The organism is Chitinibacter tainanensis DSM 15459, from assembly GCF_000429785.1.
Classification (GTDB): domain Bacteria; phylum Pseudomonadota; class Gammaproteobacteria; order Burkholderiales; family Chitinibacteraceae; genus Chitinibacter; species Chitinibacter tainanensis.
This window is the reverse complement of sequence record NZ_AUCN01000009.1, coordinates 357,982-382,328: the sequence shown is the minus strand read 5'-3', so window position 1 is coordinate 382,328 and position 24,347 is coordinate 357,982. Positions and strand designations below refer to the sequence as shown.

The window sequence follows — 24,347 nt, the reverse complement described above, 5'->3', positions numbered from 1 at the left end:
CCGGCTAATGCATAGCCACGCCGATGTCGACAATCTAAATCAGCGCGCTCGTGATCTGGCTCGCGAGCATTCGGCAGAGGCATTGGCTTGCGCACAGCATGCGGCCAATTTATCCATCCCGCTCGATTACACCGCAGGGTTTACCGAGGCGCTCTTCCTGCAAGGCAGCATTAGCTGCATTCAGGGCCAGCTTGCGGATGGACTGCCACTAATGCGCCATGCGCTGTATATGGCCAATCTGCACCAATTGGTGGCCTTGATTCCTGATTGCCTGCAAGAAATCGCCCGCGCTTGCTATACGCAGGGTGATTATGACAACGCATTAGAGGCCTGGGCTCAATGCCTGGATGCCGCGCTGGCGATTGAAAACGACGCCATCTACATTAAAGGCCAGCTGGGAATTGGGCAGCTGTATTTTGCCCACGACGAGTTTTATCAGGCGCTGAATCACCATCTGAAAGCGCGTGATCATGCCTACCGCTCCACCGATCTGGTCACCAAAGCTGCGATTGAAATCAATATCGGCGTTGATCAACTCGAGCTGGGGCAACTAGTAAATGCCAAGCAAACCCTGAAACAAGCTCTGATTTTGGCGCAAGAAGCCCACAACCTTGAATATCAAGCGGCGGCGATGGGCGGACTGGGGCAATTGGCACTGCTAGAAAAAGATTATCCGCTGGCGCAGTCTTACCTCGAACGGGCGAAAGGCTTGAACCAGCAGCACCAGAATCACTGGGGCGAAGCGCAGAATTTATACCTACTCGGCCGCTTGGCCCTCGCCCGTAACCAGCTGGATGCGGCGCTGGAAGCACTCAAACACAGCCTGACATTGGCCAATGAGATCGGAGCAGCGCATCTGATTTATAAGCTGGAGCTTGCGCTGGCCGATGTGCATGCCGAGCGCAAAGAGTACGCCCTGGCCTTGCAATACCACCGCCAAGGCTACCAGCATCATTACCAGCTCTTGCGCCAAGCGTCGCCGCAGCGGCTGCATATGATGGAAGCCAAGCTCGAAGTCGAAAAAACCCGCCTAGAAAACCTCAATCTGCGCGAGCAACATGCCGAAGAGCGACAAGCGCGGCTGCAGAGTGATTATCTGGCTTCACAAGACCCACTAACGGGCCTACTCAATCGCCGCGGACTAGAGCTCAAACTCGGCTCAGGCCTGCAATCCAATCCCGAACATCAAGAGCCACTGGCCTTGTTGATGATTGATATCGATTACTTTAAAGGCATCAATGACCGCTGGGGCCATCTGGTGGGTGACTCGGTCTTGCGGCAAGTTGGTGCGCTGCTTAAATCCGGTTGCCGGCAGGATGATCTGGTTTGCCGTTGGGGTGGGGAAGAATTTCTGGTCTTACTCCCCTCGCGCAGTGGCGTACCCGCGCGCGATGTCGCCGAGCGGCTGCGCTTAATGGTGTCGCAATGGCCATGGGGCAAAATCGAGCATGGCATGGAGCTCACTATTAGCGTAGGGGTAACGCAATATCAGAACGATGCCCAGCTCAGCAGCATGGTGCAGCGCGCCGATCAAAATCTTTACAAAGCCAAGCAAGCTGGCCGCAATCAGGTCGTCTACTAATTGCCAGTCAGCTGAAAAAAAGCCTCACCAAACCGCTGCTAGCGCCCTAAAAGCCGAGCTCGCGCAAATCCCTATCAAATTTGCGAGTTTAAGTAAGCATTTTTCCGTTAAAATTCGGTCTTTAGCCGTCTTTCCCGCCGGAGATGCCCTTCATGGCCGACCAGACCGCCGCCGCCATCGTCCAATCGCAAGAACGCTTGCGTGAGATTCCCTACAACTACACCTCGTTTTCTGATCGTGAAATCGTGATTCGCCTGCTGGGCGATGATGGTTGGCGTATTTTGGACGAGCTGCGCCAAGAGCGTAAAACCGGCCGTTCGGCGCGTATGTTGTTTGAAGTATTGGGCGACATCTGGGTGGTGAAGCGCAATCCGTATCTACAAGATGATCTGCTGGAAAACCGCAAGCGCCTGAGTTTGCTGGTGGAAGCCATGCATCACCGGCTGGCCGAAATCGAAAAACGCCGCCAGGAAAACGAGCGGGTGAATATTTTGCTCGCCCGCACCCGGCAGGCGGTGGATGAATTTGAACGCGAATTCCGCGATATCGGCATTCTGCGCAAGAAAGTCCTGAAAAAAATGGGCGCCCTCACGCGCAAAGACAACATCCAGTTTGATGGTCTGGCGCGGGTTTCCCATGTTACCGATGCCACCGACTGGCGGGTGGAATACCCCTTTGTGGTCCTCACCCCGGATACCGAAGCCGAGATGGCGCCGCTGGTCTCCGCCTGTATTGAGCTGGGGCTCACGATTATCCCGCGTGGGGGTGGCACTGGTTACACCGGCGGCGCTGTGCCGCTGACGCCAATGAGTGCGGTGATCAATACCGAAAAACTCGATCGCCATCAGGGCGTTGAGAAAATCCGCATCCCCGGAGTGGATCACGAAGTTGCCACCATTCAGTGTGGCGCAGGCGTAGTGACTCGCCGTGTGATGGAAGCCGCGGAAGACGCGGGCCTCGTATTTGCGGTGGACCCAACCTCGGCCGATGCCTCCTGTATTGGTGGCAATGTCGCCATGAATGCCGGCGGTAAAAAGGCCGTGCTCTGGGGCACAGCACTCGATAATCTAGTCAGCTGGAAAATGGTCGACCCCGATGGCAACTGGCTGTTTATCGAGCGGATGGATCACAATCTGGGCAAAATCCACGATGCGGCACAGGCTACCTTCCGCATTAGCAAATTCAAACCCGATGGTAAAACCAAGCTCGGTGAAGACACGCTGGTGATTCCTGGCCGTACGTTCCGCAAGGAAGGCTTGGGTAAAGACGTTACCGACAAATTCCTCGCTGGCCTGCCTGGGATTCAAAAAGAAGGTACTGACGGGCTGATTACCAGTGCCCGCTTTGTGCTGCACCGCATGCCGGATCATATCCGCACCGTGTGTTTGGAATTCTTCGGTGAAGTAAGCCGCGCCGTACCGTCGATTGTTGAAATCAAAGATTATCTCGATGCCCATCCGAGCGTGCAGCTCGCTGGCCTAGAGCATCTCGATTGGCGCTATGTCCGCGCGGTAGGCTATGCCACCAAGGCCAAATCCAAAGGCCGGCCCAAGATGGTGCTGATTGCCGATATTGTGTCGGATGATGAAAAAGCGCTGGGCGAAGCCACTAGCCATGTCGTGAAACTGGCCAACGCCCGCGGCGGTGAAGGCTTTATCGCCGTGCTGCCCGAGCAGCGGAAAAAATTCTGGCTGGATCGCGCCCGCACAGCAGCGATTGCCAAACATACCAACGCCTTCAAGATTAATGAAGACGTGGTGATTCCGCTGCCGCGCCTGGGTGAATACTCAGACGCCATCGAGCGAATCAATATCGAGCTGTCGATTCATAACAAACTGGAATTACTCGACCAGCTGAGCGAGTTTTTCACCCAAGGCCGCCTACCCTTCGATACCAGCGATGCACCAGTCAGCCATGATGTGCTGATTGGCGATCGCCGCGAATCGGCGCTGGCCTTTATCGAGCAAACCCGCCAGCACTGGCAGTGGGTAAACAATAATCTGGATGTCGCGTTCGAACTGTATCAAAGCGCCTTCCCCCAGCTGCCGCTCGAAAAAGCCGTCGATGCCAATGAGCTTCCGCAAAGCGTATTCCACGCCTTGCGTGATTTTGTACTGCGCATTTCCTACAAACGCGAGCTACTGACCGAGCTAGAAACGCTATTTAGCGGCCGCACCGATAAGCCGATTCTGGATGCGATTCATGCCCTGCATCAGAAAGTCTTAAAAGGCCGCACTTGGGTCGCGCTGCATATGCACGCCGGCGATGGCAATGTGCACACCAACTTGCCGGTGAACTCGGACGACTACGATATGCTGCAACGCGCCCACCACGCAGTGGCGCGCATTATGCAAGTGGCCCGTGATCTGAATGGCGTGATTTCCGGCGAGCACGGCATCGGCATTACTAAATACGAATTCCTCACTCGCGCTGAACTGCAGCCATTTGAAACCTATAAGCAAAAAGTCGATCCGCACGGCCACTTTAATAAGGGCAAGCTCTTGCCCGGCGCCGATCTGACCAATGCCTACACGCCATCCTTTAGCCTGCTGGGCACAGAATCGCTGATTCTGGAGCAATCCGATATCGGCAGCATCAGCAATATGGTCAAAGACTGTTTGCGCTGCGGTAAATGTAAGCCGGTATGTACCACCCACGTACCGCGCGCAAATCTACTGTACAGCCCACGCAATAAGATTCTGGCCACCGGTTTGCTCACCGAAGCTTTCCTGTACGAAGAGCAAACCCGCCGTGGCATTTCGCTCAAGCACTTTGAAGAGCTGGGTGATGTGGCGGATCACTGTACCGTGTGTCACCGCTGTGTGAACCCTTGCCCGGTGAAGATCGACTTTGGTGATGTCTCAGTGGCGATGCGCAATTTCCTGCGCAAAGAAGGCAAAAAGAAATTCAACCCGGGCTCGGCGCTGGGCATGACTTTCCTGACGCTGAAAGATCCCGCCACCATCAAACTGATGCGCGCCATGATGATCGGCTGGGGTTACAAAGCGCAGCGGCTGGGGCATTCGGTGGCGAAGAAATTTGGTCTGCTCAAAGGCGTGACCAAGCAGCCACCATCCACGCTGGGCACAGCGCCCATCAAGGCGCAGGTGATTCACTTCATCAATAAACCGATGCCAGGTGGCTTACCGAAGAAAACCGCCCGCGCCTTGCTGGATGTGGAAGATAGCAATGTAGTACCGGTAATTCGCGACCCGCAGCGCCTGAACGACGACAACGAGGCCGTGTTCTACTTCCCGGGTTGCGGCTCGGAGCGGCTGTTTAGCCAGGTGGGTTTGGCCACGCAAGCCATGCTGTGGCATGTGGGCACCACCACGGTGCTGCCACCGGGCTATCTATGTTGCGGCTACCCGCAAACTTCCAGCGGCCAGCAGGATAAAGGCGACAAGATCACGATGGAAAACCGCGTGCTGTTCCATCGCTTGGCCAATACGCTGAACTACCTCGACATCAAAACCGTGGTCGTGTCGTGCGGTACATGTATGGATCAGCTGCTGAAATACCGCTTTGAGGAAATCTTCCCGGGCTGCCGCCTACTGGATATCCATGAGTATCTGCTGGAAAAGGGCGTCAAGCTTGAAGGTGTGAGTGGTACCCAGTATATGTATCACGAGCCATGCCACACGCCGATGAAGACCTACAAAGGGGTGGAGGTGGCCAACCAGCTGATGGGCCAACGCGTTGACCTGAACGATCGCTGCTGCGGTGAATCGGGCACCTTTGCCGTTGCCCGCCCTGATATTTCGACCCAAGTGCGTTTCCGTAAACAGGAAGAAATGGAAAAAGGCGCAGCGAAATTGCGTTCCGATGCGGGCAATGACAAAGCGCCAGTCAAAATCCTGACTTCTTGCCCATCCTGCCTGCAGGGCCTGAATCGCTACAACGACGATGCCGGCACCGAAGCAGACTACATCGTAGTCGAAATCGCCAAGGCGGTACTGGGGCAAAACTGGATGCCCGAGTATGTCGCCAAGGCCAGTAACGGCGGGATTGAGCGGGTTCTGCTCTAGGCCACGGCTTAAATTAGCATTTACTGTTGTATGAACACCGCAAAGGGCAGCGCCGATTAGGCCTGCCCTTTGTGATTTATGCCACCGCCAAGCTGACAGCCTGCTATGGTAAGAAAACCCCAGTGCGCTGATTATCCACGCCAAATCGCAACAAATGCTGGGGCATAATCGCGGCTTGAGTAAGCTTGCAAGCCCAGCGTTTGATTTTTGTAATACGACTCACCTCTGCAGTATGAACGGTGGTTTTGCCCTACTCGCCAAACGGGCGCGCCGTAATATAATCAACACAAAATTAAAACACTGGTTTGAACATGAACACCCACTGCCCCCTGTGTCATGAAGACGGCGGCGAAGTCGTCTGGCGCAATCACCTTGCCCGCGTCGTTCTAGCGCATGAGCCCGATTACCCGGGCTTTTGTCGGGTTATTCTGGCCAAGCATCAGGCCGAAATGACCGATCTGCCGCTGGCCGAACGCGAAGCGCTAATGGCGATTGTCTGGGCGGTAGAGGCGGCCGTGCGGCAAACACTCAATCCAGACAAAATCAATCTAGCCAGCCTGGGCAATATGGTGCCGCATGTGCATTGGCATGTGATTCCGCGCTGGCAAGATGATCTGCATTTCCCGGCACCAATTTGGGCCACAAAGCCGGCCGATCGCACTCGCCATCAGCCCGCGGCGGCTGACCTGGCGGCGCTACGGCAAGCGCTGGAGCAACTGGCACCATGATCGAACAGTGGATTGAGCGTGCCCTGCCCCAACCTGATCGCGGCCAAGTACCGCCGTTTCAGGATGCACGCAGCGCGCGTGACTGGCTGAAATTACTGCCACTGATTAATGTGCCGGTAGCGCATGCCGAGCTCACCGAAGCCATCAGCCAGCTCAATCACAGCGATTTGCCGGCACTAGATGCACTGAAAATCATCGAGCAATTTCGCGAAACCGTACACATCCTGCAAGAGGGCATGCAGGAAAAACTCATCGGCAAACCCGTGCCGCTCACCCCCGCCGAGCAGGAAACCTGGTTTGCCATCTACAGCATGTGGCTGCATTTAGAGCATGCCTATGCGCTAGCTTGGCGCGCCGCCTGCAGCGGCGAACAAACCGTGGCCGAATACCTGCCCCTACTGGCTGAGCGCACCTTGTATTACACCAATCAGGCCATGGCCTGCCAGGTGCAGATTTATCGCCGTCCACCGGCGCGGGATTGGCAACAATTATTCGCCTTTTACCAGCTAGCGCGCGCACAGCACATCGATAAGCTCAAAGCCCGCGATAGCCTGATCCAGATCAGTGGGGTCAGCACCCCTGAGGCGATGTTCCTGCACGCGCTGCTGTTTGCCGCGGCCAATCCCTACCAGTATTCGCATAAGCAACAGCTGTGGCTGCATAAACGGCTAGAAATATTGGCCACCCGCAGCACACTGGCCCCCAAGGCCGAAGGCCTGCCTGGCCGCCCACCGCTGCTGATCAATCTGGCCGAACCCGGCGTACCGCTGCGGGCCGATGGCCGCGGCGAAGCCGATGAGCTGAGCATCGATACTCTGTCGCTCGCGCAGGTGCTCAGCAAACGGATCAAGCTGCTGCGTATGGGCGAAATGCCGGAAAAAATCGGCTTGGGCAGCGAGCTGGGGCCACAGGCCGCCGAAGAATTATTGCGCGAGCTATATCGCGCTTGGTGCGATCATCCGCTTGAGCGGCAATTACCCCGCCGCCCTACTGATCGCTATCTCGAAGCCGGGCTGCAGCTGAAAAACCTGCATCTGTGGCTTGCCGCTGGGCACTTTGCCCCGCCACCACAAGCCGAGCAGCAGATGAGTAGCGCTGAGCTGATGCAGATTCGCATGTTTGGCCAAACCAGCGCTCGGCTGGCGCCGGTTGCGCCCTTGGCGCCGCAAACCCAGCAATGGCAGATCAGCAATGAAACTGCCCAGGGTATGTGTCTGCGTCGCCCGCGGGATGAGACGCAGCGGCTGGTACTGCACCAGGTATTGATGATTGCCGATGGCCAGCAGCGCCTCATCGGGCAGATTCGCTGGCTGGCCGAGCAAGATGGCGAACAGCAATTGGGTCTGCAGCTGCTGCCCGGCACGCCGCATGCCGCCAGTATCCGCGCGCAAGATGCCGCGCGTTTTGGGCAAAGTGATTTCACCTCGGTGGTGATGATTGATGCCGTACCAGCGCTGAAATCCCCTGCCAGCCTACTGCTGCCGCCCGGCTGGTTCCGGCAGGGCCGGCTCTTGGATTACTGGGATGGCCAGACCATGCATCGCATCCGGCTGGTTAGCCTGCTGCAACGCGGCGCAGATTTTGAACGCGTGCATTTTGTAGGCTCGGGCGGCTTGTAATTAGCCACAAGCGCACGCCATTTGCTCGCGAGCAAACCACGGCCAACGGACCGCCACCAACGACCTTCATCAAAAAAACACCGGCTGCTGCCGGTGTTTTTGTTTCGCCCGCTAAACGCGTGCGGCCACAGCCGACCTGTGGGGCCCTAACGCCTTGCGGCGATCAGCCGCCAAACAGCGCGCGCCGCCACGATTGGCATGATATGAATATCTACCGCGCCCAGCCCCAACGCGGTTTCGCCCAGCGCCAGAGCCGCCAGCCCAGTAATAGCGCCAGCCCGGCGGCAAACAGCAGTGGCGTGGTCAAATCGCGCTTAACCAGCCACAGATAATGCAGCACGCCCAGTAGCGCCGCCGGATACACCAGCTGATGCAGTAGCCCCCAACGGCGCTTTAGTCGCCGCATCCAGCCTTGGGTTGAAGTGATCGCCAGCGGTAGCAATAAGGTAAACGCCAGCATCCCCAGCAAAATAAATGGCCGCTTCACCAGATCTGCCACGATCGCGTCCAGCGCAAAAAACTGATCCAGCCACAAATAAGTCAGCCAGTGCAGGCAGGCATAAAAAAACGCAAACAGCCCCAGCAAACGCCGATAGCGCTGCCAACCCGCCCAGCCGCTCAGCTGGCGCAGCGGTGTGATGGCCAAGGTGGCGCACAGCAAACTCAGCGCCCAAGTGCCGGTGCTGTGGGTGATAAATTCAATCGGGTTCACGAGCTCGCCCTGCAGCACCAGCCACACCATGCGCAGCAAAGGCGTCAGCAAGAGCAGCCACCAGCAGGCCTTATGCTGTAGACAGCGATACAATAGTGGGGTATTGCCCGCTAAATCATGATTTAACAACATTACTGGCTCATACCCCGCCAATTAAAAGAATTTCTGCAAATCCATCCCGCGATACAAGCCCGCCACCTGCTCGCCATAGCCATTAAATGGCAGGGTTTTGCGTTTGAAAAACTCGCCAATGCGCCGCTCGGTGGCCTGGCTCCAGCGCGGGTGCGCCACGGCCGGGTTCACATTGGAGTAAAAGCCATATTCATTGGGCGCGGCCAGATTCCAGCTGGTGGGCGGCTGGGTTTCCTGCAAGCGGATCCGCACAATCGATTTAATGCTCTTAAAGCCATATTTCCACGGCACCACCAAGCGAATCGGCGCGCCATTTTGCTTGGGTAGCACCTCGCCATACAGGCCAACCGCTAGCAGTGTGAGCGGGTGCAATGCCTCATCGATCCGCAGCCCTTCCTTATACGGCCAATCCAGCACGCGCGTACGCTGGCCGGGCATTTGCTGCGGATCGAGCAGGGTTTCGAAGGCGACGAATTTGGCTTTGCCAGTAGGCTGCACCACTTTGAGTAAACTCGCCAGCGGGATACCAATCCACGGAATCACCATCGACCAGCCTTCGACACAGCGCAGGCGATAAATCCGCTCTTCCAGTGGCGCCAGTTTCAGAATTTCTTCCAGCCCAAAGACTTTGGGCTTGAGCGCCTCGCCTTCGACCGCCACCTGCCAAGGGCTGGTTTTCAGCCGCTGCGCATTGGCGGCCGGGTCTTCCTTGCTGGTGCCAAACTCGTAAAAATTGTTGTAGCTGGTAATTTGCTGGCGAGTGTTCAGCGCCTCGGTGGTGGAAAACGGGCTGGGTTTGCCAGTGAGCGCCGCCAGCGCTTCGCCGGCCAAGAGCGGCGTGGCCGCAGCCAGCGCCATAAACTCGCGCCGGCGCAAATACTGCGCCTGCGGGGTAATTTCAGAAGGGGCAATATCGGTCGGGCGGCGAATCAGCATGGCTTAGCTCCACGGCACACTCAAGCTGCCAGTATGCGCGAAAACCCGCCTCAATGGCAGTGGCTGCGTTGCCCTAGCCAGCGCGCAATGCATTCACGCCAGACGAAAAAAACCCCGGCAGCGGGCCGGGGTCAGTGTGTTGCAGGTGAGTTTTATTTTCGGGCCAATACCCATTCGGCCATCTGTTTGGCCTCGGCTTCAGTCACCGCATTAGCAGGCATCGGCACTTGCCCCCACACCCCTGCTCCTCCTTTTTGAATCTTGGTCGCCAGCTTGCTCACTGCGGCTTTGTCGCCTTTGTATTTGGCCGCCACTTCCTTATACGCGGGGCCGACCAGTTTTTTATCGACCGCATGGCAGGCAAAACAGGCCTTGGCCTTCATCACATCTTCTACCCCCGCGGCATGGCTCGCGGCGGCAATCAGTCCCATGGCCACCCCGGCCAGTACGGTGCTGCTTATCCCTTTCATGGCAGATCTCCTGTTTTGATCAATTCAACTGGCCCGGCGCAGTGGCTGCGCATGCATAAATTGTAAAGACAAGGCCGGCACAAGGGCCGCGGTGCGCGTTGCACGCGCAGCTTTGCGATTGTGCTGGCGAGCAGCATGGCATAATTCACCTTGAGCAAAAACGATCTAGATCAAAATCGCCCCGGAAAACCACGCGCCGCCGCCGGCATGCGCGACAATGGCGGCTCACCGCCCGAGATGCCCATGGACTATTTCCCCCTCTTTCTGAATTTGAAACAACAACCCTGTCTGCTGGTTGGCGGCGGGGAAATCGCGCTGCGCAAAATGCGCCTGCTAGCCAGCGCCGGCGCCGACCTTACCGTGGTCGCGCCGCAAATCTGCGATGAACTTCTAGCCGAAGTACGCGCCGGCCGGCTGAACTGGCGGCCCGGTGAGTTTTCACTCAGCCACATCGTCGGCATGCGGCTGGTGATTGCCGCCACCGATCAGCCGGCGGTCAATCAGGCCGTATTTGCTGCCTGCGAATCCGCGGGCATTTTGGTCAATGCCGTGGATGACCCGGCGCATAGCCGCTTTATCACCCCGGCGATTGTTGATCGCGCCCCGCTGACGATCGCGCTTTCCACGGGCGGTGGGGTACCGGTGCTGGCGCGGCATCTGCGCGCCCAGCTCGAAGCGCTCATCCCGCATGGCTGGGGCGACTTGGCCCGGCTGGGGAGCGAGCTGCGCCTCCTGGCGAAAGAAAAACTGCCTGATCCGGCCGCCCGACGGGAATTTTGGGAAAACGTGCTGGCGGGCCCGATCCCCGATCAGGTCTTTGCCGGCCAAGTGACCGCGGCCCGCAGCGCGCTGGAAGACGCCCTGCATAGCGGCCAGCCGCCGGTGCGCGGCGCGGTCTATCTAGTGGGCAGCGGCCCGGGCAACCCTGATCTGCTGACCTTCCGGGCGCTGCGGCTGATGCAGCAAGCCGATGTGGTGCTGTACGATAATCTGGTGTCGCCGGCGATTATGGAGCTGGTACGCCGCGATGCCGAGCGTGTGTATGTCGGCAAAAAGGCCAGCAACCACGCTCTGCCGCAAGAAGAAATCAACCAGCTGCTGGTGCGATTGGCGCAAGCTGGCAATAAAGTGCTGCGCCTCAAGGGGGGCGATCCATTTATCTTTGGCCGCGGCGGCGAAGAAATTGCCGAGCTGGCCGCGGCGGAGATTCCATTTGAAGTGGTGCCCGGTATCACTTCGGCCGCCGGCGCCTCTTGCTATGCCGGCATTCCGCTCACGCACCGCGATTATGCGCAATCGGTCACCTTTGTTACCGGCCACCGGCGCGCCACAGAGAGCGAGGCGGATAAACTGGAGCTAGATTGGGCGCGCCTTGTGAATCCGCAAGAAACCGTCGTGGTGTATATGGGTGTAGCGCAAGCGGGGTATATTGCCGAACAGCTTATCCAGCATGGCCGTGAGGCCAATACCCCCGTTGCGATTATCGAGCGTGCCACCACCCCGCAGCAACGCGTGGTGATCAGCCAGCTCGCCACCCTCGCCGCCGACATCCACTGCGCTGCCATCAAGCCACCAGCCCTACTCATCATCGGCCATGTGGTGGAGCTGCACGGGCAGCTGAATTGGCGCCAGGAAGCGGCGAGCTAAAGCGCAGTCTGCATCGGTTACGAGCAAGCGCATCAATCAGCCCGCCTTTTGGCGGGCTTTTGTTTGCATCCACCCGCAGACGAATGGCCAACGCAAGGCCCCAATATAAGTCTGCTAACCATGTAGCTCAGCGCCTGCCTAGGCAATCGGCCTATACCGGCGCACAATGCCTTTATCCCTCGCTGCGAATCCCACTATGCCCTTACGTCACCTCAGCCAACTCTTGTTGCTTGCCGCCATCTGGGGCGCATCGTTTTTGTTTTTGCGCGTGGCCGTACCGACACTGGGGCCGGCGTGGCTGATTGCGGGGCGGATTGGCTTTGCGGCGCTGTTTCTTGGCGCCGTGGCAGCGCTGCTGCGGCAGGATTTGCCATTGGGGGAATGGCGGCATTTTCTGGTGCTGGGGCTATTGAATACGGCCTTGCCATTTCTGGCGTATGGCTTTGCCGCCCGCCAACTGAATGCTTCGCTGATGTCGATTTTGAATGCCACCGCGCCGATCTGGGGGGCGATTATTATGGCCAGCTTGCAGCGGCGTTTGCCCGCGCGCAGCGTGATGCTCGGCCTTCTGCTCGGCATGCTGGGCGTCGCGGTGCTGGTGGGGTTTGATCGGGTAAGCGGCCAGCCCGGCGCAGCTTGGGCGATTGGCGCCTGCCTCGGCGCCACGCTGTGTTACGGCCTGGCCAGTAGCTATGCCAAACTCAAGGCCAGCCACCTCGCGCCGTTTCAGAGTGCGCACGGCAGTATGTGGGGCGCCACTTTGCTGGTGTTGCCACTCCTTACCGTCAGTAGCCCGGCGGGCAGCCCAACCCCGCTGGTGTGGGGCGCGGTGCTGGCGCTGGCGATACTCTGTACCGGCGTGGCGTATTTGCTGTATTTCCGTCTGGTGCGCGATATTGGCGCCGCCTCGACGCTAACGGTGACGTTTTTGATTCCAATCTTTGGGGTGCTGTGGGGGGCTTTGCTGCTGGGCGAGCATATCGGCAGCAATACGCTGGCCGGTGGCCTGATTATTTTGCTGGGGACGGCCTTGGTCACCGGCTTTAATCCGCTGGCGCGTTTGCGCGCGGCGCAGCCAAGCTAAGCGGTCGGCGTATAATCTGCTTTTTTGCGCGGAAAAAACGATGAATCTACTGGCTTGTGCCTTGATCGGCGTTGGCGCGGCGGCAGGCGCGTGGTTGCGCTGGGTGCTGGGCTTAGCGCTCAACCCCATGCTGGCGGGGATTCCGCTGGGCACGCTAAGCGCCAACTGGCTGGGCGGCTATCTGATGGGCATTGCGCTGGGGCTGTTTAGCCAAACTGGCGTGCTGAGCCCCGAATTACGCCTGATGGTCACCACCGGTTTTCTCGGCGGCTTGACCACCTTTTCGACTTTCTCCGCCGAAACCACCAGTATGCTGCTACGCGGCGAATACACGCTGGCGCTGGGCACCATCGCCCTACATGTGTGCGGCTCGCTGCTGCTCACCTGGCTGGGGATTTTGAGCATTCAATACGGTTTTGCCCGCTGGTAGCGCTAGTTAGCCAGCCGCCCAGCAGCGCTGATAGTCACCCGCGCGGTCATAGTCATGCGCCTGCTTGAGCGGATTAAACCGCCGCCCGGCGCGCGGATCGGTGCCGCGACCCGCCAGATATAGCCAGTTGCCCTGATTGCTGTAAACATCGTAATCGACCAGTTGCGCTTCAAACCACGCCGCGCCAGCGCGCCAATCGCCGCCCAAATCATGCACGAAATAGCTCGCCACATTCTGCCGCAGCCGATTGGATAAATAGCCCGTCAGCCGCAGCTCACGCATGCCGGCATCGATAAAAGGCTGGCCAGTTTGCCCCTCGCACCAGTGGGCAAAGCGGGCTGGATCATGGGTGGGTGCAGGGGCACTAGGGTTTAAGCCGCTGGCGCGGTACAAACGCCGCCCATGCTGGCGGTGCAAATGGCGAAAATACTCGCGCCACAGCAGCTCGAAATACAGCCATTCGCTGCCTTCATCTGCGCCACGCGCTTGCTCGCGCGCCGCCAGCCCCGCATAAATCTGCCGCACCGACAGCGCCCCGCTGGCCAGCCAAGCCGACCATTTGCTGGAATACGCCGCGCCCAGCAGGCCATTACGCGTTTGCTTGTAGTGGGTGGGCAATTCGCTGGCGAGATAGGCCTGCAAATAGCGCAGGGCCGCGCTTTCTCCAGCGACAAACTCGGGCAGATCAAAGCGCAGCGCGGCGCGCGGGTCTGGCGCGGCCGGGTGGCTCTCGCGCCAGGCGGCTAAATCAAATTGCGGCACTTGCGCCGTCCAGGCCGGCAGCGCCGGTAGCGCGCTGATCGGCGCCACAGGCGCGGCAGGTTCGCAACCGGTGCGCGCCAATAATTGCCGAAAAGGGGTAAATACCTGCGGCAAGCTATCCGGGCGAAATGGTAAATCGGCCAGCGCAAACAGACCCGATTGCCAGTGCGAGTGCACTTGCCAGCCCGCCGCGCGCGCGGCCTGCAGCTCGGCTTCTTCGTCCGGCGCGGCAATCTCCTCGCACCAGAGCTGACAAGGCCAGCCTTGCGCCCGTAGTTGGGCTTGCAGCTGGGCCAGCGCAGCAGCGGGCGGGCCGGCCAGAATCAGCAAATCACTACCCAGCGCACGCAGCCGCTGGCGCAAATCCAGCGCCGTGTCGGCCAGATAACGCAATTTCAGCCCACTATGGCGAGCAAAGCCCCAAGCGGTAGTGGGGTTATCAGGCCACACCCACACGGGCACCACTTGCGGGCAAGCCGCCAGCGCCGCAGTGAGCGCAGGCTGATCGTGCAGGCGTAAATCTTGCCGAAACCAATACACGCCACACGATTGAGGCTGCGTCATGCTAGATACCCCACCCTAGTAATAACCCAAAAGCTATTAATAATGATAATTTCAAGCCCATACCTCTCATAAATCATCCAGCTGCGCCAGATACAACTCGGCCTGCGCCAAGGTGGCCGCCTGCTCTTGCGCCCCGAGCTTCTCCCAGCTGCGATAGCTCATCGCCAGCCGCGGGTTGCGCCCCAGCCGCTCGGCGTGGCGGGCATGAAAATGCCAATACAGGCTATTAAATGGGCAAGCCATCTCGCCGTGCCGCAATTTGGGCTGATAGACGCAGCCTTTGCAGTAGTCGCTCATCTTGCCGATGTAGCTGGCGGAACCGGCATAAGGCTTGCTGCCCAGCAGCCCGCCATCGGCGTATTGGCTCATACCGCGGGTATTGGGTAGCTCCACCCACTCGAAGGCATCGATATAAATCCCCAGATACCAAGCATCGACCTGATCGGGGTCGATGCCGGCCAGCAAGGCGAAATTGCCGGTTACCATCAGCCGCTGGATATGATGGGCATAGGCCATGCTCAGCGATTGGCCAATCGCATGGCGCAGGCAAGCCATTTTGGTTTGGCCATCCCAATACCAGCGCGGCAAGGGGCGCTGATGTTGCAGCACATTCAGCGCCCGATAGCCGGGCATGCGCGCCCAATACACCCCACGCACAAATTCGCGCCAGCCCAAGATCTGCCGCACAAAGCCTTCCACCGTGGGCAGGCTCACCGCGCCGTGTTCATACGCCGCAATCGCGGCCTGAATCACCTCCAGCGGGTGCAGTAATTTGATATTCAGCGCAAACGACAGCCCGGCATGAAATAAGGTTGGCGAAGCTTGGCTCATTGCATCTTGATACGCGCCAAAATGCGGCAAGGCGTGCGCGATGAAATGGCGCAACCACTCTTGCGCCTCGCGCCGGCTCAGTGGCCAATTAAACGCGTCCGCCTGCGGCGCGCCCAGCGTGCGCACGCCTGCGGCGTTGATTTCCTGCCACAGTTCGCGTAAATCGTGGCGCGGCTGCGGCCAGCTGGGCGCAGGCGGATTGCCCGGCCAGCGCTGGCGATTGTCGGCATCAAAATTCCACTGCCCGCCCAGCGGCTCGCCCTCGGGCGTTAAGAGCAGCTGATATTGCCGGCGCATGGCGCGGTAAAAAAACTCCATCCGTGGGATTTTTTGCGCAAATTGCTGGCTAATCTGTGCCTGCTCGGCGAGGAAATGCTCGCTATCGACGACCTGATACGGCAAGCCCGACTGGGCGGCGAATTCGTTCAGGTGTTGCGCCACCCGCCATTCATCCGGCTGCTGCCATTCCAGCGTGCTGATCTGATGGCGCGCCAACAGCGTAGCCAGATTGGCGGCAAAACTCTGCTGATTATCCTCATCGCCCAAGCGCAGGTAATGCACGGCCAGCCCAGCCGTGGCCAAGGCCTGCGCAAAGGCGCGCATGGCGGCGAAAATACCCAGCACTTTTTGCGCATGATGCCAGGCGTAATCGGTTTCGCTGCGGATTTCCATCAGTACATACAGCGTATCGGCCTGCTCGGCCGGCGTGCGAAACCAGCTATGCCGGGCATTGAGCTGATCGCCCAAAATCAGCCGCAGGCGGCGAAATGGCTGAGCCCTAGCAATGCGGGGTAAATCAGTTGTGCGCATCGCCACCTCCCCCGCGCGCGGCGCGGGCGCAACGCTGGCTGCAGTATTTAACTTGCGCCCAATCGCGCTCCCATTTTTTGCGCCAGCTAAATGGCCGCTGGCAGATGGGGCATAGCTTGCTGGGCAATTGCGCTTTGGCCGACACGGCTGCGCGGGTTTTCGGTTTATCAGGCATGTTTACTCCAGCGCGAGCTCGGCATCGAGCCCGCCGGCAAATAAGTCGGCTTGCACCGCGGCGGGCGGCGCTTTCACCGTACCAGCGCGCCGGCTGCGCCGCTGGGCTGGGCCCTGGCGGCTACCGTGTTTTTGATACACCGCTTGCGATAATTCGCGTAAATGCGGCTGGCTGCGTCGCCAATCACTGATCCGCTGCTTGGCCAGTTGCATTGAGCTGGCCCAATCCACCACCGGCCACGGATAATCGCGGCCCAGCATGCAGCCCGCTTCGCGCTGTATGCCTTCGGGCATCAGCCAGGGCTCGAAAATGCACCAATCGGGCACTCGCCGCAGTGCCGGTAACCAATGCCGCACAAATGCGCCGCGTGGATCATGTTCTTGCGCTTGCTTGATCGGGTTGTAAATGCGCAGCGTGTTAATGCCGGTGACACCCGATTGCATCTGCACCTGCGGGTAATGAATGCCCGGCTCGTAATCCAGAAACAGGCGCGCCAAATGCGCCGCCGGCTGCGGCCAGTGCAGCCAGAGGTTGTAGCTGGCAAAACTCACCAGCATGGCGCGCATGCGGAAATTGATCCAGCCGGTGTACCGCAGCATCGCCATGCAGGCATCGATCAAGGGATAGCCCGTTTCGCCAGCGGCCCACGCCTGAAAATACGCGGGATTAAACTGACTTTCCCGCAAGCCCAGATAGGCCGGGTTTTGCGCGAATTGCTCAAGCTCTGGCTCGGATTCGAGCTTTTGCATAAAGTGGCAATGCCAGTGCAAGCGGCTTTCAAAGCTGCGCAAAGATTGCGTCCAGCGCGTCGGGCTCGACTCTTCGGCTTTCAGTTGCACCGCCCGCCGCCGCGTGGCCTGCACCACCTCACGCAGCGACAGGCAGCCAAAACTTAAATACGGCGATAAGCGCGAACAGGCCGACACGGCCTTCAGCGGGCTGGAAATCCCGCCGCGATATTGCCCACCCCGCTCCAGCAAAAATGCCTGCAGCGTATTCACCGCCGCGCGGCGCCCGCCAGACTGGCGCGCTGCAAAATCCTGGCCCTGCGCCGACGTATCGACCCAGAAATCGCCCGCCGCGCCCGCCTGACCAACAGGCCAGCTGGGCCAGGCCACCACTGCTGCATCTTGCGCCCACTGCAGTTTGGGCGCGGGGCTGGCCGCCATCCGCCCTTGCCAGTGGCGATGCCAGTGATCACGATTGGCCAGCCGGCGCACGACCCCGTTTTGCGGCCATTCTTGCCAAGGCACGCCAGCCGCGCGACACCACGCCGCCACCGCCCGATCGCGGGCAAAGCTAGCGAGATTGCCGGTTTCTTCATGCGAATACAGCCCGGCCAACGCCACCTGCTGCTGCAAAGCCTGTAAGGTCGGCACCACCTCGCCGGGATACACATACAGTCGCAAGCCGGCCCGCGCCAAATCATGCGCAAGCTCCGCCAAGCATTCGCGGGTAAACGCCCAATGCCCGGCGCTGTAATCGGGCTGCGCCTGCAGACTAGGCTCGCGGCAATACAGCACCACCACCGGCCCACGCTGGCTGGCTTCCCATAATGGCCAATGATCGTGCAAGCGCAGATCTTTCTTGAGCCACACCACATGCACCGGCATACCTGCCACGGTATATCCCCACAAGCTTTTCTAAATAATGGATACCACTACATACCCCAATGGTCTGTCTAACCACCGGCAATAGCTACTAACAAGAACAAACAGATACCAATAAGTATATAAAATACTACACGGTAACAACAAAGCCTGCCAGCCAAGCCGTCAAGAAAAAACCCCGTCGGGGCGGGGCTTCGATAAAAAAACATGGGTCAAACCTCAGCAATTTCCGCGCGAACTTTGACTACGTTTTATTCTTAACCACTAGAGCATCCGTCCATATTTGAACAGGGGTAACTGATCCTAAGCTCAGCTGTAGATGAGTGCGAACGCAGTAACGCTCAGCCAATTTGTGTGCGTTATCGCAGGGAGATGGATAGAATAAAAAAACCGCCAGTTGCAGCTGGCGGTCTTGGTTGTATTAGCTGATCAAGCTAATACAGATCAATATTAAAGAAGTGAGATCGAGTACCAAGGCTACGCGAGTAGTCTTGGCTGCTTTTACCACGGTCAGTTTGAGCATATGCACTCCGGTGAACGGCGAAGTTGCCGTATCGGGATTGTGTCATAAGCTCTGAATACGACCTACGCCACCCAAAGCAGCCCACGGCGCATTTGCACGTTTATATGGCCGCACAGACCACATTGCATCGTTCAATACTCCAATCAACAAAAAGCCCGCATTTCTGCGGGCTTCAGGCTGTTTGCTGCTACTTGGTGCCGGACGTTGCCAGGCGCGGGATCATTCCCACTCAATCGTTGCCGGTGGTTTGCCGCTGACGTCGTATACCACGCGATTCAAGCCACGTACTTCGTTAATGATGCGGTTGGATACGCGGCCCAACAGGCTGTATGGCAACTCGGCCCAGTGGGCAGTCATGAAGTCGCTGGTGACCACGGCGCGCAGCGCTACTACGTAATCGTAAGTACGGCCATCGCCCATTACACCCACTGATTTCACCGGCAGGAATACGGCAAAGGCTTGGCTGGTGAGGTCGTACCAGCTCTTGCCGGTTTTTTCATCGATGGTGTTGCGCAGCTCTTCGATGAAAATCGCATCCGCGCGGCGAAGCAGGTCGGCGTATTCCATTTTCACTTCGCCCAGAATCCGCACACCAAGGCCTGGGCCTGGGAATGGGTGGCGATACACCATTTCGGGTGGCAAGCCCAGCGCCACGCCCAGCTGACGCACTTCGTCTTTAAACAGCTCGCGCAGCGGCTCCAAGAGTTTCAGGTTCATGTCTTCTGGCAAGCCGCCGACATTGTGATGGCTCTTGATCGCATGCGCTTTGCCGGTTTTCGCGCCGGCTGATTCGATCACATCAGGGTAAATCGTGCCCTGAGCCAGCCATTTGGCGGTGGTGAGTTTGCCGGATTCTTGCTGGAAAACTTCAACGAATTCGCCACCGATGATTTTGCGTTTGCGTTCTGGGTCGGTCACACCAGCGAGTTTGCTCATGAATTGTTCAGTGGCATCCACGCGGATCACTTTCACGCCCATATTGCGCGCGAACATGTCCATCACCATATCACCTTCGTTCAGACGCAAGAGGCCATGATCCACAAACACGCAAGTCAGCTGCGAGCCAATCGCGCGGTGAATCAGCGCCGCAGCCACTGATGAATCGACGCCGCCCGACAGACCAAGGATGACTTCTTCGTCGCCGACTTGCTCGCGGATTTTTTTCACCGCTTCGTCGATGTAGTTCGGCATGGTCCATGATGGCTTGGCATTACATACATGCAGCACAAAGCGGTGGATCATTTCAGTGCCGCGTTTGGTGTGCGTTACTTCGGGGTGGAACTGCACCGCGTAGAATTGGCGCGCTTCATCGGCCATGGCGGCGATCGGGCAAGATGGCGTTTCGGCGATCACGTTAAAGCCAGCTGGCAGTGCCGTTACTTTGTCGCCGTGGCTCATCCACACATCGAGGAAACCGTTGCCAGCCGCATCAACGCGGTCTTGCAGGCCTTCGAATAATTTTGAGTGATGACGCGCTTGGATCTCAGCATAGCCAAATTCGCGCTTGTCGCCCGATTCAACTTTACCGCCCAAGGTTTGCGCCATGAACTGCATGCCGTAACAGATACCGAGCACTGGAATGCCCAATTCAAACAATTTTGGATCTGCTTGGTAATCCGACTCGTACACCGAGTTCGGGCCACCCGACAGGATAATCCCTTGCGGATTAAAAGCCTTGATCTCTTCCAGTGACATATCGAACGGGTGCAGCTCACAGTACACATGCGCTTCGCGCACGCGACGGGCGATCAGCTGGGTCACTTGCGAGCCGAAATCAAGAATCAGAATTTTATCCATGCCGTTTTCATCCAGAGGTGGGCGGTAAAACACGCCATTTTACCGCGCTATTGCCATGCAGGCGAGTTCATTGGTCTGCGCGCCCAATACCTAGGAGGGTATACCACCCGAAAGCTCATCAAAAATAGCCTTCGGGCCTATACCCAAGGGGATCATTTAGCTTGCCACACTTCGCGAATCAGCTGATCCAGCGCCGGACCCGCTTTGGCGGCCTCGGGGTGATTCACAATTCCCACCACGGCCCAGTTGCGCCCTTGCCGATCACGCACATAGCCGGCCACCGCCCGCACATCGCGCAGGCTGCCGGTTTTGATATGCGCCTGGCCTGCCAGCTCACCCAGGCGTTTTTTCATCGTGCCGTCCAGCCCGACCAGCGGTAGCGAGCTGATAAACTCGGCGGCATACGGGCCACGCGCGGCTTCGCGCAGCAATTCGGCCAAATGGCGCGCGCTAATGCGCTCGCTGCGCGAGAGACCTGAGCCGTTTTCCAGCACCAGCTCCGGCCAGCGCAAACCCGCCTGCTGCAGCGTATCGCGAATGGCGGTGGCGGCTTTGTCATCGGTGTAGATGCCCGCCACATTGCTCTCGGCGCCGATGGTGAGATACAACTGGCGCGCCATCAGGTTATTGCTGAATTTATTAATATCGCGCACGGTGCTCACCAGATCGGGCGAACGGCTGCCGGCCAGCCGTTGCGCGCCGGCGGGGGTGGTGGCAAATTCGGTTTTACCCGAGCCTTTGCCGCCATTGAGGTACCACAGGTGCCAGAACAAGGCCTGGGTGTAGCTTTGCGGATTCAGCACCGGCACATAGCGTTCGGCCTGACAGCCGGGCGGCATTTCGCCCACATACTGCACCAGAAACTCCGAGCCACTGACCTCGCCCATGCGCTGCTGTACGCGCTTGGCCCATTCGGCGCAATTGCCGCCGCTGCCAATCGCCAGCTGATTACTCACCCGCACCTGATTCAGTGGCGGATCGACCCGCAGCTGCACGCGCTCGCCGGTGGAATCAAAATTAATCCGCAAGGTGCGAAAATTACTGATCAGCGCATCAGGCTCAACCAGAAACGCCCGCTCGGTATCGCCATCATCATCGTATTCGCTGCGCTGCGGGCTGCGCTGAAAGTAGCTCGCATCCAGCACCAGCGGGCCGGCGATATCATCGACCCCGGTAGCACGTAACTCACGCACCAGCAGCCACATCCGTTCCAGCGTGATTTTGGGGTCACCCCGCCCACGCAGATACAGCGGGCTATTGAGTACGCCTTTCACCGGCGCCTGGGTGGCCAGCAGATCGGTTTGCCATTGCCAGCTCGGGCCAAGGCGCTGCAGCCCCGCCCAAGTGGTGAGTAATTTCATGGTTGAGGCCGGGTTGCGCGCCTCATCGGCTAAATGCCATTGGGCCGCGCTGGCCGGCCCATCCAGTGGCAGCACTGCCACGCTAATGGCGCTGCTGGGTAGATTGGTAGCCTGCAGGCTACTGGCCACTTTGGGCGACAATTGGGCACTGGCCCAAGGGCTAAGAATCAAGCCGGCCACACAGGCCAGCGTAGACAAACGGCTCATGTATTACTCCTGACGGCCAGCAGGCTGGCCTCGTCTCAATTCAACACCTTCATTCCAGCGCAGATTCAATCCACGCGCAGTACGCTTACCACTTGGCCGGTTAATCGCTCGCAGCCGCAGACGCAGCATCGCGGGCGGCTTGGCGCGCACGCCAGGCTAAATGCTCGGCGCGATAAGCGTGCAAGGCTTCGGCATAAATATCAAAAATACAGGGCACGCAGCCACTGGTGCAGCATTCTTCCAGTGCTGGCTCATGCGGGGCTTGTGGCTCGGGATCATCCTGCGCCGTGGGTAAGCTGGGATCAGCGGGGGGATTCAGCATTTTTCCTTCTTCCTTCAAGCAAGGCTCAACCATCGCAAACCGATCTGTTAGAATCGCGCCATGGCCTATCAAGTACTCGCGCGCAAATGGCGCCCTAAAACCTTTGCCCAACTCGTTGGGCAAGAGCATGTGATCAAAGCCCTCGCCAATGCGTTTGCCAGCGAGCGACTGCACCATGCTTATTTGCTGACCGGCACGCGCGGGGTGGGCAAGACCACCATCGCCCGGATTATGGCCAAGGCGCTGAACTGCGAAACCGGCATTACCTCCGAGCCGTGTGGCGTGTGTTCGGCCTGCACCCAGATTGATGCCGGGCGCTTTGTCGATCTGCTGGAGATCGATGCGGCCTCCAATACCGGCATTGATAACATCCGCGAAGTACTGGATAACGCGCAGTATGCCCCGACAGCCGGGCGGTTCAAAGTGTACATCATCGACGAGGTACACATGCTGTCCAAATCCGCCTTCAACGCGATGTTGAAGACGCTGGAAGAGCCGCCAAGCCATGTGAAATTTATTCTGGCCACCACCGATCCGCAAAAAGTGCCGATCACGGTGCTCAGCCGCTGTTTGCAGTTTTCGCTGCGGCAAATGACGCCGCAGCAAGTCTCTAGCCATCTGCATAAAGTGCTACAGGCCGAGCAAGTGCAATTTGAGCCGCTGGCGCTCAATCTGCTCGGCCACGCGGCCAATGGCTCGATGCGCGATGCGCTCTCGCTACTTGATCAGGCCATTGCCCACGGCGCGGGTCAGGTAGAAGAAGCTGGCGTGCGCGCCATGCTGGGCGCAGTGGATCAAAGCTATCTGTTTGAATTACTCGCCGCGTTGGCCGCCCATGATGGGCCGGCGCTGCTGAATACCGCCAATGAAATCGCCAAACGCGGTTTGTCTTACGAAGCTGCACTGCATGAGCTGGCGCATGTTTTGCACCAAGTGGCGCTGATTCAAGCCGTGCCTGGGGCGCTGGCTGATGATTTGCCGCAATTGGCGCAGATTCAGGCCGCGGCCGCAGCGCTGAGCCCTGAAGACACCCAGCTGTATTATCAAATCGCGCTGCACGGTCGCCGCGATTTGCCGCTGGCTCCGGATGAATATGCGGGCTTCACAATGACGCTGCTGCGCATGCTGGCCTTTGCGCCGGCCAGTGCCGAGCAGTTGCCCGCAAGCCCAATTCAGCCGGCCCCGACCCCAGGCCTGAGCGCACCGGTAAGCCCGAGTACAGCAGCTACGCCTGCTGCGAGCGTAGCGATTGCAGCAGCCGCGCCTAACGTGGTGTCACCGGAAGCGGCGGCAGTGAATCCAGAGGCAGTTCATCCGGTTGCAGTGAATCCGGCTGCTGTGGCTCAAGCATCAGCAGCACCCGTCGCCCCCTCGGTCGCCGCACCAACAGCCCCAAGCGCTCAAGCCACATCACACTCACCGGCCCCAGCCCCCAGCCACGCTGCCGATGAGCCACCACCGTGGCATGTTGAAGCTGCTGCGGCGCTGTATGACGAGCCGGCGAGCTACACCCAAGTTGCTGCGCCCGTTGTAGCACCTACAGCTGATCCAGCCCCAAGCCAAGCCCCTACTGAGCTATCGAGCGACATGCCCGTAGCCGCCACGCCTAGCGCCCCACCGCCGCCGTTTAATGGCGACTGGCGCGCCTTGGTGGTGCAGCTCAAGCTCGGCGCCGCCGGCATGCTAGCGCAAAACGCCGAATTGCAGCACTACGCCGATGATCATTTCATGCTGCAAGTCAGCGAAGAGCATCGGGCAGTATCCGGCCGCGATTATCAGGAAAAACTCCGCCTCGCGCTGAGCGAGCATTACGGCCGTGACATCAAATTGACCGTACAGATTGGTACGCTTAGCGGTGAAACTCCGGCCGCCATGCTGGTGCGCGAAAACGCCCAGCGGCAGGAAAATGCCGTGGCGGCAATCCAGAACGACCCGTTTATTCAAACCCTAGTGCGGGATTTTGGCGGCATGATCGACGCAGATTCGATCAAACCACTGTAAAACCCGCCCTGTTTAT

General features: G+C 58.8%; 18 protein-coding genes. 8 read left to right on the top strand and 10 right to left on the bottom strand.

The genetic code is table 11. The annotated features are described in order from the left end of the window. Positions 1-7 precede the first annotated feature (7 nt). From G482_RS0102975 to G482_RS0102955, 4 genes are all read left to right on the top strand, one after another. Positions 8-1,582, top strand: coding sequence for a tetratricopeptide repeat-containing diguanylate cyclase (locus G482_RS0102975; protein ID WP_028448780.1), 1,575 nt, complete (start codon positions 8-10; stop codon positions 1,580-1,582). Positions 1,583-1,725: 143 nt separating this feature from the next. After that, positions 1,726-5,610: a DUF3683 domain-containing protein gene (locus G482_RS0102970; protein ID WP_373277553.1), complete on the top strand. Its 3,885-nt coding sequence runs from the start codon at positions 1,726-1,728 to the stop codon at positions 5,608-5,610. Between the two features lie 311 nt (positions 5,611-5,921). Then, positions 5,922-6,338 carry an HIT family protein gene (locus tag G482_RS0102960; RefSeq protein ID WP_034618657.1) on the top strand — a complete coding sequence of 139 codons (417 nt, stop codon included), beginning with the start codon at positions 5,922-5,924 and terminating at the stop codon, positions 6,336-6,338. After that, the gene (locus G482_RS0102955; protein WP_028448777.1) at positions 6,335-7,957 is read left to right on the top strand and encodes a cyclic-di-GMP receptor FimW-related protein; all 1,623 of its coding nucleotides are present in this window, start codon (positions 6,335-6,337) and stop codon (positions 7,955-7,957) included. The genes G482_RS0102960 and G482_RS0102955 overlap by 4 nt, the downstream gene beginning before the upstream one ends. A 211-nt stretch (positions 7,958-8,168) precedes the next feature. Here G482_RS0102955 and msrQ read toward each other — a convergent pair whose 3' ends face one another. From msrQ to G482_RS0102940, 3 genes are all read right to left on the bottom strand, one after another. After that, the gene (gene msrQ, locus G482_RS0102950) at positions 8,169-8,801 is read right to left on the bottom strand and encodes a protein-methionine-sulfoxide reductase heme-binding subunit MsrQ (RefSeq protein ID WP_028448776.1); all 633 of its coding nucleotides are present in this window, start codon (positions 8,799-8,801) and stop codon (positions 8,169-8,171) included. Between the two features lie 21 nt (positions 8,802-8,822). Then, on the bottom strand, positions 8,823-9,737 hold the full coding sequence (gene msrP, locus G482_RS0102945) for a protein-methionine-sulfoxide reductase catalytic subunit MsrP (RefSeq protein ID WP_028448775.1): 915 nt from the start codon (positions 9,735-9,737) through the stop codon (positions 8,823-8,825). Between the two features lie 152 nt (positions 9,738-9,889). Continuing rightward, the gene (locus G482_RS0102940; protein ID WP_028448774.1) at positions 9,890-10,207 is read right to left on the bottom strand and encodes a c-type cytochrome; all 318 of its coding nucleotides are present in this window, start codon (positions 10,205-10,207) and stop codon (positions 9,890-9,892) included. Positions 10,208-10,357: 150 nt separating this feature from the next. On the opposite strand from G482_RS0102940, the gene cysG reads away from it, so the two are divergent. The 3 genes from cysG to crcB all read left to right on the top strand — a co-directional run bounded on the left by cysG (position 10,358) and on the right by crcB (position 13,368). Further along, entirely contained in the window at positions 10,358-11,854 is a 1,497-nt protein-coding gene (gene cysG, locus G482_RS0102935) for a siroheme synthase CysG (protein ID WP_245575231.1), read from the top strand. Positions 11,855-12,050: 196 nt separating this feature from the next. Then, positions 12,051-12,938: a DMT family transporter gene (locus tag G482_RS0102930; protein WP_028448772.1), complete on the top strand. Its 888-nt coding sequence runs from the start codon at positions 12,051-12,053 to the stop codon at positions 12,936-12,938. A gap of 40 nt (positions 12,939-12,978) precedes the next feature. After that, on the top strand, positions 12,979-13,368 hold the full coding sequence (gene crcB, locus G482_RS0102925) for a fluoride efflux transporter CrcB (RefSeq protein ID WP_028448771.1): 390 nt from the start codon (positions 12,979-12,981) through the stop codon (positions 13,366-13,368). A gap of 6 nt (positions 13,369-13,374) precedes the next feature. Here the strand turns inward: crcB and G482_RS0102920 are convergent, their stop codons facing one another. From G482_RS0102920 to G482_RS0102890, 7 genes are all read right to left on the bottom strand, one after another. Next, positions 13,375-14,694 carry a DASH family cryptochrome gene (locus G482_RS0102920; RefSeq protein ID WP_028448770.1) on the bottom strand — a complete coding sequence of 440 codons (1,320 nt, stop codon included), beginning with the start codon at positions 14,692-14,694 and terminating at the stop codon, positions 13,375-13,377. A gap of 66 nt (positions 14,695-14,760) precedes the next feature. Then, entirely contained in the window at positions 14,761-16,335 is a 1,575-nt protein-coding gene (locus G482_RS0102915) for a cryptochrome/photolyase family protein (RefSeq protein WP_051258672.1), read from the bottom strand. Beyond that, the gene (locus G482_RS17065; RefSeq protein ID WP_051258671.1) at positions 16,322-16,510 is read right to left on the bottom strand and encodes a DUF2256 domain-containing protein; all 189 of its coding nucleotides are present in this window, start codon (positions 16,508-16,510) and stop codon (positions 16,322-16,324) included. The genes G482_RS0102915 and G482_RS17065 overlap by 14 nt, the downstream gene beginning before the upstream one ends. Positions 16,511-16,512: 2 nt before the next feature. Then, positions 16,513-18,123 (bottom strand): cryptochrome/deoxyribodipyrimidine photo-lyase family protein, encoded by a 1,611-nt coding sequence (locus tag G482_RS17060; RefSeq protein ID WP_051258670.1) that lies wholly within the window; start codon positions 18,121-18,123, stop codon positions 16,513-16,515. A 739-nt stretch (positions 18,124-18,862) separates the two neighbouring features. Beyond that, complete coding sequence (gene guaA, locus G482_RS0102900; RefSeq protein ID WP_028448768.1) at positions 18,863-20,440, bottom strand: glutamine-hydrolyzing GMP synthase; 1,578 nt, start codon at positions 20,438-20,440, stop codon at positions 18,863-18,865. 152 nt (positions 20,441-20,592) lie between these two features. Then, the gene (dacB, locus tag G482_RS0102895; RefSeq protein WP_034618656.1) at positions 20,593-22,008 is read right to left on the bottom strand and encodes a D-alanyl-D-alanine carboxypeptidase/D-alanyl-D-alanine endopeptidase; all 1,416 of its coding nucleotides are present in this window, start codon (positions 22,006-22,008) and stop codon (positions 20,593-20,595) included. Positions 22,009-22,108: 100 nt separating this feature from the next. Beyond that, positions 22,109-22,330: an oxidoreductase-like domain-containing protein gene (locus G482_RS0102890; protein ID WP_028448766.1), complete on the bottom strand. Its 222-nt coding sequence runs from the start codon at positions 22,328-22,330 to the stop codon at positions 22,109-22,111. A 60-nt stretch (positions 22,331-22,390) separates the two neighbouring features. Between G482_RS0102890 and dnaX the strand changes: the two genes are divergently transcribed. Beyond that, on the top strand, positions 22,391-24,331 hold the full coding sequence (gene dnaX / locus G482_RS0102885) for a DNA polymerase III subunit gamma/tau (RefSeq protein ID WP_028448765.1): 1,941 nt from the start codon (positions 22,391-22,393) through the stop codon (positions 24,329-24,331). Positions 24,332-24,347: the final 16 nt, after the last annotated feature.

Coding starts and splice junctions, on each gene's coding strand:
- G482_RS0102920 (WP_028448770.1), bottom strand. CDS start 14,694: ATGACGCAGCCTCAATCGTGTGGCGTGTATTGGTTTCGGCAAGATTTA.
- G482_RS0102915 (WP_051258672.1), bottom strand. CDS start 16,335: ATGCGCACAACTGATTTACCCCGCATTGCTAGGGCTCAGCCATTTCGC.
- G482_RS0102890 (WP_028448766.1), bottom strand. CDS start 22,330: ATGCTGAATCCCCCCGCTGATCCCAGCTTACCCACGGCGCAGGATGAT.
- msrP (WP_028448775.1), bottom strand. CDS start 9,737: ATGCTGATTCGCCGCCCGACCGATATTGCCCCTTCTGAAATTACCCCG.
- dacB (WP_034618656.1), bottom strand. CDS start 22,008: ATGAGCCGTTTGTCTACGCTGGCCTGTGTGGCCGGCTTGATTCTTAGC.
- dnaX (WP_028448765.1), top strand. CDS start 22,391: ATGGCCTATCAAGTACTCGCGCGCAAATGGCGCCCTAAAACCTTTGCC.
- G482_RS0102960 (WP_034618657.1), top strand. CDS start 5,922: ATGAACACCCACTGCCCCCTGTGTCATGAAGACGGCGGCGAAGTCGTC.
- G482_RS0102955 (WP_028448777.1), top strand. CDS start 6,335: ATGATCGAACAGTGGATTGAGCGTGCCCTGCCCCAACCTGATCGCGGC.
- G482_RS17060 (WP_051258670.1), bottom strand. CDS start 18,123: ATGCCGGTGCATGTGGTGTGGCTCAAGAAAGATCTGCGCTTGCACGAT.
- guaA (WP_028448768.1), bottom strand. CDS start 20,440: ATGGATAAAATTCTGATTCTTGATTTCGGCTCGCAAGTGACCCAGCTG.
- crcB (WP_028448771.1), top strand. CDS start 12,979: ATGAATCTACTGGCTTGTGCCTTGATCGGCGTTGGCGCGGCGGCAGGC.
- G482_RS0102940 (WP_028448774.1), bottom strand. CDS start 10,207: ATGAAAGGGATAAGCAGCACCGTACTGGCCGGGGTGGCCATGGGACTG.
- msrQ (WP_028448776.1), bottom strand. CDS start 8,801: ATGTTGTTAAATCATGATTTAGCGGGCAATACCCCACTATTGTATCGC.
- G482_RS17065 (WP_051258671.1), bottom strand. CDS start 16,510: ATGCCTGATAAACCGAAAACCCGCGCAGCCGTGTCGGCCAAAGCGCAA.
- G482_RS0102930 (WP_028448772.1), top strand. CDS start 12,051: ATGCCCTTACGTCACCTCAGCCAACTCTTGTTGCTTGCCGCCATCTGG.
- G482_RS0102975 (WP_028448780.1), top strand. CDS start 8: ATGCATAGCCACGCCGATGTCGACAATCTAAATCAGCGCGCTCGTGAT.
- G482_RS0102970 (WP_373277553.1), top strand. CDS start 1,726: ATGCCCTTCATGGCCGACCAGACCGCCGCCGCCATCGTCCAATCGCAA.